Raw genomic sequence first — 10,102 nt, 5'->3', positions numbered from 1 at the left:
CTGGAACCAGTACAGCACCGGCATGGAAGCCGCGATCAGTACAGGCAGGAAGGGCGCGTTCAGGATCTTCTCGCGCTGCGGGGCCGACGGGGGGGATGGCTCTTGCATGCTCCCTTGATGGACAATGTCGCCGTTAACCTCAAGGCGTCCCAAAACCACCATTTCGCTTTGGCACGACCGTTGCTGAGTGAGCCGCATAGACACTGCGGAGCCTCTCATGCCGTCCCAAAGACTGACACTGCCGGTAGCGACCCTGACGATCAGCCTGATCGCCGGCGTCGGCGCGACCGCGGCCCAATCGTCGGGCTCCGCAGGCGCCGCCCAGTTCCAGGCGGGCTACGGCGGCTCGCGCTACACCACCGCCCAGAACGCCACGGGCTCGACCCGCGACGCCAACGGCAATCGCCTGATCGTCGACGGCATCATCCAGGCTGGCGCCAGCAGCTATTCCAGCAGCAGCGCCGGCGTCTCGGCCGGCCACGTGGGCTCGGGCCAGGGCGGAAGCAACATCGCCGGGGCCACGGCCATCGGCAACAATCTGAACGTGGTGGTGCAGGGCAACCGCAACACCGTCATCGTCAACTCCACCCAGACCAACACCGGCAATGTCACCGCCGGCACGGCCCTGAACGGATCGCTGGTTTTCCCATGAGCACCAACATTTCCCTGCGCGCTCGCGCCGCTGTCGCCGTCGCCGCCGTCGCCGCCCTGCTGGCCGGCTGCGCCAGCACCAGCGCCGGTCCTTCGGGCCAGTACGCCAAGCCGATCGGCAACGCGCCGGTCACGTCGAACCCGACGCCCTATTCGACCGCGCTCTACTGCCTGGCCGACTATGCTCGCCGCTATAATCTGCCCTCGCCGCGCATGGCGGTCGGCCGGATCAGCGACTACACCGGCACGGTCTCGGCCGACGGCGGTCGTCAGATCACGCAAGGCGCCTCGCTGATGGCGAACACCGCCCTGGCCAAGGCCGGCGCGCGAATCGTCGAACGCTACGACACCTCGGTTTCCGAGCTGGAGCTGCGCTACGCCAACAACAAGCTGATCGGCGACGACCAGCCCAACGGCGCGCCCCAGGACGCCGCCTACCGCCGCATCCTGGCCGGTCAGGTGCCGGGCTCGGACTTCTATGTGGTCGGCGGCATCACCGAGGTGAACTACAACATCCGCTCGGGCGGTTTCGACATCGCCGGGGGCGAGGTCGAACAGGGCGGCGGCTCGGGCATGCTGACCGGCAAGGTCTTCGTGATGAACGTCGCGATCGATCTGCGCCTGGTCCAGACCACCACGCTCGAGGTCGTTGACGTCGTCTCCTACCAGAAGCAGATCGTCGGCCGCGAAATCTCGGCGGGCGTGTTCGACTTCCTGAACGGCAACGTCTTCGACATCTCGGCTGGCACCAGCGGCATGGAGCCGGTTCAACTGGCCGTCCGCGCCCTGGTGGAACGCGCCACCGTCGAGTTCATGGCCAACCTGTACGGCGCCCCCGGCCCGGAAGTCTGCCTGAACCCCGCCAACGACCCCCTCGCCGACACCCCTGTCGGCCCGACCGGCGGCTTCTACCCCGCCTATGCCAACACGGACACGAACAATGGCCAAACTCGCGCGGACCCGTCTCGCTGGCACGATCGCCGCGACAGCGCTGTGCGCGGCAGCCGCTAACGCGGCTTCCGCCCAGGACGGCGCGCTCGTCCTGAACAACCAGCTTCAGCTGGGCGACGTCGTCGCCGGCCAGACCCTGAACGTCGTCGACGTCAGAGGCCAGGTCACCGCCTCGACCGCCGCCCAGTCCAATGCCGCTGTCGGCGGCGCCGACAACGGCCGGCTGAACCTGCGCTCGGACCAGGTTGCGCGCGGCGAGACCGTCGCGCGCACCTCGATGACGCTGCGTGGCGACACCTCCGGCCCCGTCACCGGCGTCATTCAGGCGCGCGGCAACTATCTGGCGGCGACGACCAACAACGCCGCCTCCACCGTGAACGCTCGCCAAGGTGTCGAAGGTGACGTCCGCGCTCGCAGCGAGATCGTCAACAGCGACGCGCGCCTGCTGGGCGGCGCCAATATCGCTGTCGGAGCCCTGGGCAATACGACCGCTCTAGGGGGGACCAACACGGCCGTGCGCGGCACGATCGAGCAGACCACCTCCGGCGACGTCCGCGCCCACAATGTCGCCAACACCCAGTACATCCCGGCCGCCGCCGACTTCTCGGGTCAGGCTGTCGCCAATGCGGTCCAGATCACCAGCGCCGGCGCCTCGAACCAGAACACCACGATCCGCCAGCGGTCGCAGGGCGGGATGGTCGAGGCGGCGGTGAATCCCAATGCGGGAAACGCCTGGGATCTGGCGGGTCGCGCCAACGCGGCTGGCAACCTGGCGGCGACCTATAACCACGGCGGCGCACTGATCACGCGCACGGATCAGGAAAATGACGCCCAGATCCGCAGCGCCGCACGCGTCTTCGCCTATGACTACGGACGTGCAACCGCCAGCGCCAGCGGCGTGGGCAACGAGGTCTCGGTCGGCAACCAGGACATCTACGTCAAGATCGACAACAGCCAGTTGAACAGCGGCGGCGTCGACGTCACCGCCACCTTCCAGGGCGGCAAGGGCTATGACGCCTATGTCGGCGCCAACGCGGCGGGCAACTCGGTCACCGGCTACGCCTGCTCGACCTGCGGCGGCGACCTCAACGCCAACAGCGTCCAGGTCAACAACGGCAATATCAACGCCGTGGCCAATACGACCATCAGCGGTCCCAGCCGCCATGTCATCAGCGGCGCCAACGCCGTCGGCAATACGGCGAGCTTCTATGTCACCGGAAATGGCGGCGGGGGTGGAAATTAACTTTCGGTAACTTGAGGCAGTCAAGGACCTTTGTCACTTTGGTCGAACGTGCATACGCCATTGCACGCGACCAACGTGCAGGGCCGCAGTCAGTCCCGGGGGCAGCCTGATCGCACGGTCCGGAGACTATACTGAATGCGATCCCCTCGCCGCCTGCTGCTGCTCGCCGCCTCCAGCCTCGCCCTTCTGGGCGGGGCCGCCCTGCCCGCCGTCGCCCTGACGCCCCCCGCGGTCGTCGCCGCGCAGGACGCCCAGCCGTCTCAGCCCTGGGCCCAGGCCGCCAGCGATGTTCCCGCTGACGCCAACGTTCGTTTCGGCGTCCTGCCGAACGGCATGCGCTACGCCATCCTGAAAAACGCCACGCCGCCCGGCCAGGCGTCGCTGCGCCTGCGCATCGCCGCCGGTTCGCTGATGGAGAACGACGACCAGCTGGGTCTGGCCCACTTCATGGAGCACATGGCCTTCAACGGCACGACCAATGTGCCGGAAAATGAGCTCCTGCGGATTCTGGAGCGTCTGGGCCTAGCCTTCGGCGCCGACACCAACGCCTTCACCAGCTTTGACCAGACCGCCTATACGCTGGAGCTGCCCCGCACCAACGACGAGACCGTCGACACCTCGCTGCGCATCATGCGCGAGCAGGTCTCCGAGGCCCTGATGAAGGCCGAGGACATCGACGCCGAGCGCGGCGTGATCGAAGGTGAAGAACGCCTGCGCAACACCCCCGCCCTGCGTTCGATCAAGGCCCAGCTCGCCTTGCTGGCTTCCGGTCAGCGTCTGTCGAACCGCCTGCCCATCGGCGACCTCAGCATCATCCGCTCGGCCCCGCGTGAACGCTTCGTCGAGTTCTACAACGCCTATTATCGCCCGGAACGCGCGACCATGATCGCGGTCGGCGACTTTGACGTCGATCAGATGGAGGCCAAGATCAAGGCGACCTTCTCGGACTGGGCGCCCAAGGCCGCTGACGGTCCGAATCCCGATCTGGGAACCGTCGCCCCGCGTTCGGCCGAGACCCGCATCCTGGTCGAACCCGGCATCCAGTCGTCGATCCAGCTGAACTGGATCCGCAACCCCGACCTGGACCCCGACACCGTCACCGAGCGTCGCGAAGCCCTGGTGCAGAACCTGGGCCTGGCGGTTCTGAACCGCCGCCTGGGCGAGATCGCTCGCGCCGACAACCCGCCCTTCATCACCGCCAGCGCCAGTCAGGGCAGCCTGTTCAAGACGGTCGACCTCGGCAGCGTCTCGGCCAACTTCAATCCCGGTGGTCTGAAGCGCGCGCTTGAAACCATCGAGCAGGAACAGCGCCGCCTGGTCCAGTTCGGCGTGACCCAGGTCGAACTGGACCGCGAGATCGCCAACTCCCGCACCGCGCTGGAGAACGCCGTCCAGGCCGCCGCGACGCGCAGCACGCCCAGCCTGGCCAACGCCCTTCTGGGCGCGACCAATGATGACAAGGTCTTCTCGTCTCCGGCCGCCAACCTCGCGTTGTTCGAGGCCGGAGTTAAGGACCTGAAGGCCGATCAGGTCAGCAGCGCGGTCAAGGCGGTGTTCGAGGGCTACGGCCCGCTGGCGCTTGTCGTCACGCCCGAAGCCATCGAAGGCGGAGAGGCTGGCGTCACCGCTGCTCTGGAAGCCAGCCGCTCTGTCGCCGTCACCGCCCGCGCCGAGCAGGCCCAGCTGGAATGGCCCTACGCCGACTTCGGCGCCGCCGCCGCGCCAAGCAGCCGTACCGAGGTCGCCGCTGTGGGCGCCACGGTCGTCACCTTCCCGAACGGCGTGCGCCTTACGGTCAAGCCGACTGATTTCAAGGACGAGCAGGTCCTGATGACGGTGCGCACCGGCATCGGTGAAGAAGGCCTGCCCACCGACCGCTTCACCCCGCAGATGCTTGCCCCGATGGTCTTCACCCAGGGCGGCCTGGGCAAGCTGACGGCGGATGAGCTGAGCCGCGTTCTGACCGGCAAGATCTACAGCGCGGGCTTCTCGATCGACGGTGACGCCTATCAGCTCTCGGGCGCCACCCGCCCCGCCGATCTGCAACTGCAAATGCAGGTGCTGGCCGCCTATCTGACCGATCCGGGCCTTCGCGCCGCGCCTTTCGAGCAGATCAAGGCCTTCTTCCCGCAGATCCTGACCCAACAGTTGGCCACGCCCGGCGGCGCCTTCGGCATCCAGGCTGCCGGCCTCCTGGCCAGTGGCGACAAACGCGAAGCCGTGCCGTCAGCGGCCGAGATCGCCGCCTTCACCCTGGACGACCTGAAGCAAGGCCTGACCCAGGGCCTGTCCGCAGGTCCGATCGACATCGTCATGGTCGGAGATGTCACGGTCGATGACGCGATCAAGGCCGTGGCCTCGACCTTCGCCGCCCTACCTGCTCGCGCACCCGCGGCCCAGCCGCTGCCGGGCTCGGACCAACGCCGATTCCCGGCGCCCAGCGCGCAACCGGTGCGTCTGACGCACACGGGTCCGGTCGAGCAGGCTCTCGGCTACATCGCCTGGCCGACCACCGACGCCGTCGATGACCGCACGGAGGCCCGCAAGGTCAATATCCTGGCCGAGGTCTTCAAGCTGCGCGTGCTGGACGAAATCCGCGAGAAGCAGGCCCTGGCCTATTCACCGCGCGTCGGTTCGTCAGCCTCTGACGTGTTCAAGGGCTACGGCTCCATCTTCGTGATGGCCGAGACGGCGACGGACAAGCTCCCCGCCTTCTACGCCGCAGTGGATGCGATCACCGCTTCTCTGCGCGACACGCCGGTGACGGAAGACGAAATGAACCGCGCCCGTCTGCCGTTGATCGAAAGCCTGCGCCGCAGTCAGGCCGGGAACGAGTACTGGCTCGGCCAACTGGAAGACCTGGCCGCCAAACCGGCTTCGCTGGAGCAGATCCAGACGCACATCAGCGATCTGGAATCCTTCACCGCCGCCGACATCCAGGCCGCCGCTCGCCAATACCTGACGGCGAACACGGCGTGGAAGGCTGAGGTCGTCTCGGACAAGGCTCCGGCCCAGTAAGGCGCGAAGTCAGGACAAAAAGGGGCCCCGATCCGCTGGATCGGGGCCCCAAGTCTTTTGGCCTATCGACGGAGAGTCGATGCCGGCAATCTGGCTCAATCCGCCTGACGCCAGGCTGAACGGCCTGTTCAGAAGACGCGGCCGCCGACGCCGCCGTCCAGCATGATGACTGCGCCCGAGGCCACAGCCCCGGCGGTCTCGACCATCTCCTCACGATACTCGGTGTAGGATTCCTCCCGGATCATGGTCAGCACCTTCACACCCGCGCCATAGCGGCGCAGCAGCGAACGCTCGTTGCAATCACGCTCCTGCTTCTCGGGCCGGCACTCCAACTGGCCGCCGCGGCCGTACCACAGGGCCTCGCGCTTGTTGCAGTTGATGGTCTCGCCCGGACCGCCGGCCTCGTCAGCGATGGTCCATTGCAGCTTGGTGCCGGCGATGCAGCGATACAGTTCGCCCTCATAGTCGGTCGCCACGTCGCGACCGGGACGGACCTGCGAGGCCGGGTGCGGCACGGCGCGGTCATCGATGCAGACGGCCTGGATGACCACCCGCTTCTCCATGCGGCGCGAAGCCGTATAGGGAACGCGGACCATCTCCATAGTCTTGCCTTCGACCGACAGCCCCTGGATCGTCGTCGGATAGGGTTGATCGACGTTGAAGTAGGCGCCGCCGCCGCCGCCGACGATCACCGTCGCCCCGCTGCGCGATCCGGCATAGGCGCGCGCCGTCGCCTTGGCGCTGGCGCTCGCATTGACGTTGACGTTGACGTTCACGTTGCCGCCGCCCGAGCAGCACGGCGGCGGAGGCGGCGTCGTGCAGCACGGCGTGCCCGGCGGCGTCACCGGCGGTTGCGGCGGACGCGGCGGCTGGCAGCATGGCACCGGAGGCGGCGGAGGCGGCGGGGGCGGCTGGCAGCCGCCCGGATTGCATCCCGTCGCTGCGGACGCCACGTCCGCCAGGGCCATCAGGCCGATGAAGCCTGCTGATCCAGCCAGCAATTTCTTGATCCCCACCCGCATGGGCCCGGACTCCTGCATTGATCTTGGCCGGACCTGTGCAAGTCGCAGGCCGCTTCGATCACCTGAAAATCCAGCAGGAATCACCCGTTTTCAGGACAGTCGTCAGGGATGGAGCCGCCGACTGTCCCAAGCTGAAGCATCGCGCTTCAGCGAAGCAGCGTCAGATCCTGCACATACCGCCGCCAATTCTGGACATAGTGCTGCGCCGAAATCCGCAGGGCCTCGACCTGTCCCGCGTCCAGTTCCCGCACCACCTTGCCGGGCTGGCCCATGACCAGGGAGTTGTCGGGAATGACCTTGCCCTCGGTGATCAGGGCGTTGGCGCCGATCAGACAATTCTTCCCGATCTTCGCCCCGTTCAGGATCACCGCCCCGATTCCCACCAGGCTGTTGTCGCCAATGGCGCAGCCATGCAGCATGGCCTTGTGCCCTACGGTGACCCCCTCGCCGATCGTCAGCGGCGACCCCACATCCGTATGCAGGATGCTGCCGTCCTGAATATTGCTGTCGCGACCGATCACAATGGGATCATTGTCCCCTCGCAAAACCGTGTTGAACCAGATGCTGGCGCCGGGATGCAGAATCACATTCCCTAGGACCGTTGCATTTGGCGCGATCCAGTATTCGCCTTCCGGCGGAAGCTGCGGCTTGCTGTCGCCAAGACTGTAAACACTCATCCGAACACCGCCTATGTTTCAGAAAATGATGGCTTTAAGCCTTCATAAACTACGTTAGCATCAAATTGTTGATGCGATTCGTGGTCGCCATTTCGGCCCCGGATCCGAAGCCGGATCAAGCCCGGTCCGGTCAGATGCTGGAGAATGCGCATGGCGTGTTCGCGACCGGTTCCGGGACGACGCCTCTGCTGCGGCGACGATCCTGCAGCTGATCCGGGCGGCCGCCGCATGGCTCCGGCTCCCTCCTCCCCCACCGACGACCAAGGCGTGTCCCTGCCGGGCGCGCCTTTTTTCATGCCCTGGAGGCGTTCATGACGAAGCGTTCGGCCATCAAGCATCAGGTTCGCGAAGGCGTGCTGGATTCGCGGGAGTTCCTGCAGGACGCCAAGGTTCGGCGTTTGCCGCCGCGCAACGGCTGGTCGCCCTATCCCTCCAACGACGAACGCGACCAGGCCTATCTGAAGACGCTCAAGCCCAAGTCAGACGGTCAGGCCGAACTGATGGACGCCGTCGATGCCCACAATCTCGTTCTGGCCCTGGGTCCGGCGGGCACCGGCAAGACCTATCTGGCCGTGGCCAAGGCGGTCGAGGCGCTGGAGGCGGGCAAGGTCGGGCGCATCGTCCTCAGCCGCCCCGCCGTCGAGGCCGGGGAGTCGATCGGTTTTCTGCCCGGCGACATGGAGGACAAGCTGGCCCCCTATCTGCGCCCCCTATACGACGCCCTGTCCGACCGTCTCAGCATGAAGCGGGTCAAGGCCCTGATGGCCGAGGGTCTGATCGAGATCGCCCCCATCGGCTACATGCGCGGCCGCACGTTGAACAACGCCTTCATCGTCGTGGATGAGGCGCAGAACTGCACCTACGTCCAGTTGAAGATGCTGCTGACCCGGCTGGGCTGGCACTCGACCATGGTGGTGACCGGCGACCCGCATCAATCGGACCTGCTGCCCGGCGTCTCGGGCCTGTCGGACATCGCCGAGCGGCTGGAGGCTGTGCCCGAAATCGCTGTGGTCCGTCTGGCTGAACGCGACATCGTGCGCCACCCCCTGGTCGCGAGCATGATCGGCGTCCTGTAAGCCCCCCTGTCAGGACGCGGATGCGAAGAGGCCCGGAGAGCGATCTCCGGGCCTCTTTTTCTTTACATGACGTCGGCCAGGGTCGCCTTGGGCTCTTCCTTCTTGGGCGGGACCACGACCCGCCCGCCCATCCGGTCGATCAAGGCGAAGACGAAGGGATTGAGCGAGATCGACAGCAGGGCCGCGGCCAGGATCAGGTCGTGGGTCTCGCGGCTCATGGCGCCCAGGGACACCGAGATGGCGGCCAGGATGAAGGAGAACTCCCCGATCTGGGCCAGGCTGGCGGCGACGGTCAGGCTGGTCGGGCGATCCAGCTTGAAGGCCGTGGTGATAGCCAGGGCCGCCACCGACTTGCCGACGATGACGATGCCCAGGACACCCAGAACCGCCAGGGGCTCGCGCACCAGGATCATGGGGTCGAACAACATGCCGACCGAGACGAAGAAGAGGACGGCGAAGGCGTCCCGCAGCGGCAGCGACCGTTCGGCCGCATTATGCCCTAGCGGCGAGCTGTTCAGCACCAGACCCGCCAGGAAGGCGCCGAGCGCGAAGGAGTGGAACAGGTAGTAGGCGACCCAGGCGATGCCCAGGGCGATGGCCAGCACGCCCAGGGTGAAGAGTTCACGCGACTTGGTATGGGCGATCCGCACCAGCACCCAGGGCAGGACCTTGGCGCCGACGACCAGCATGACGCCGACGAAACCGGCGACCTTGACCAGGGTCCAGCCGATGGACTTGGCCAGTTCTGCGCCGCTCAGCGTTTCACCCGGCTGAATGATCAGCAGGGGCAGCATGACCAGGGCGATGACGATCACCAGATCCTCGACGATCAGCCAGCCCATGGCGATGCGGCCGGCGTCGCTCTTGAGCTGCTTGCGCTCTTCCAGCGCCCGCAGCAGCACCACGGTCGAGGCCACCGACAGCGAGAAACCCAGCAGCAGGGCCTCAACGTCGCCAAGACCAAGCAGGAAGCGCCCCAGAACCCAGCCCAGGACGGTGGCGGCGCCGATCTGGACCAAGGCGCCGGGGATGGCCACCTTGCGCACCTTCATCAGGTCCGCCAGCGAGAAGTGCAGCCCGACCCCGAACATCAGCAGGATGACGCCGATCTCGGCCAGCTGGGGCGCCAGCTCGGTGTCGGCGACGAAGCCGCCCGTATAGGGGCCGACCGCCACCCCGGCGACCAGATAGCCGACCAGGGGGGACAGCTTCAGCCGATTGGCCAACATGCCGAACACGAAGGCGAGGACGAAGCCTCCGACCAGGGTGGCAATCAGGCTGTGCGGCATCGGCGCTCCTGCGTCGGTGAGGGGTTTTCCTTGGGGCTGGAAGCCTCAATCTGGGGGCGCAGGGCCGCCACGGCAAGGCTTTCACCGCCATTTTACCGGGATGAAACCGATTGAGAACAGTCAAAGTTGCGTGCGCGACGACGGGTCGCGGAGGTCGGCGCTCTTCTGCCTCAAG

The 10,102-nt window shown here is 66.6% G+C and carries 9 protein-coding genes (1 of these 9 cut by a window edge); 5 read left to right on the top strand and 4 right to left on the bottom strand.

Annotation, left to right across the window (positions count from 1 at the left end):
* Positions 1-108: the beginning of a rhomboid family intramembrane serine protease gene (locus IFE19_RS03955; protein ID WP_207825900.1), read on the bottom strand. Its footprint begins 558 nt before the window's first position; only the first 108 of its 666 coding nucleotides appear in the window; the start codon lies at positions 106-108; its stop codon lies off the left edge, out of view.
* 109 nt (positions 109-217) lie between these two features.
* Between IFE19_RS03955 and hfaA the strand changes: the two genes are divergently transcribed.
* The 4 genes from hfaA (at position 218) to IFE19_RS03935 (ending at position 5,863) form a co-directional block, all read left to right on the top strand.
* The gene (gene hfaA / locus IFE19_RS03950; protein WP_207825897.1) at positions 218-652 is read left to right on the top strand and encodes a holdfast anchoring protein HfaA; all 435 of its coding nucleotides are present in this window, start codon (positions 218-220) and stop codon (positions 650-652) included.
* A complete protein-coding gene (hfaB, locus tag IFE19_RS03945; protein WP_207825895.1) occupies positions 649-1,662 on the top strand; it encodes a holdfast anchoring protein HfaB in 1,014 nt (337 codons plus the stop codon). The genes hfaA and hfaB overlap by 4 nt, the downstream gene beginning before the upstream one ends.
* Complete coding sequence (hfaD, locus tag IFE19_RS03940) at positions 1,592-2,845, top strand: holdfast anchor protein HfaD (protein ID WP_207825893.1); 1,254 nt, start codon at positions 1,592-1,594, stop codon at positions 2,843-2,845. The genes hfaB and hfaD overlap by 71 nt, the downstream gene beginning before the upstream one ends.
* A gap of 135 nt (positions 2,846-2,980) precedes the next feature.
* Positions 2,981-5,863, top strand: a complete 2,883-nt coding sequence (locus tag IFE19_RS03935) for a M16 family metallopeptidase (RefSeq protein ID WP_207825892.1) — start codon at positions 2,981-2,983, stop codon at positions 5,861-5,863.
* A gap of 128 nt (positions 5,864-5,991) precedes the next feature.
* Here IFE19_RS03935 and IFE19_RS03930 read toward each other — a convergent pair whose 3' ends face one another.
* Together IFE19_RS03930 and IFE19_RS03925 are read right to left on the bottom strand one after the other, a co-directional pair.
* Positions 5,992-6,885 (bottom strand): hypothetical protein, encoded by an 894-nt coding sequence (locus IFE19_RS03930; RefSeq protein ID WP_225910386.1) that lies wholly within the window; start codon positions 6,883-6,885, stop codon positions 5,992-5,994.
* A gap of 146 nt (positions 6,886-7,031) precedes the next feature.
* Positions 7,032-7,562, bottom strand: coding sequence for a gamma carbonic anhydrase family protein (locus IFE19_RS03925; protein ID WP_207825891.1), 531 nt, complete (start codon positions 7,560-7,562; stop codon positions 7,032-7,034).
* A 299-nt stretch (positions 7,563-7,861) separates the two neighbouring features.
* Here IFE19_RS03925 and IFE19_RS03920 point away from each other — a divergent pair, with 299 nt between their 5' ends.
* The gene (locus tag IFE19_RS03920; RefSeq protein ID WP_207827386.1) at positions 7,862-8,638 is read left to right on the top strand and encodes a PhoH family protein; all 777 of its coding nucleotides are present in this window, start codon (positions 7,862-7,864) and stop codon (positions 8,636-8,638) included.
* A gap of 62 nt (positions 8,639-8,700) precedes the next feature.
* Here the strand turns inward: IFE19_RS03920 and IFE19_RS03915 are convergent, their stop codons facing one another.
* Entirely contained in the window at positions 8,701-9,927 is a 1,227-nt protein-coding gene (locus tag IFE19_RS03915; RefSeq protein ID WP_207825890.1) for a cation:proton antiporter domain-containing protein, read from the bottom strand.
* Positions 9,928-10,102 lie beyond the last annotated feature (175 nt).

This window comes from Brevundimonas pondensis (assembly GCF_017487345.1).
Taxonomy (GTDB): Bacteria; Pseudomonadota; Alphaproteobacteria; order Caulobacterales; family Caulobacteraceae; genus Brevundimonas; species Brevundimonas pondensis.
This window is presented reverse-complemented; position numbering and strand designations above follow the sequence as displayed.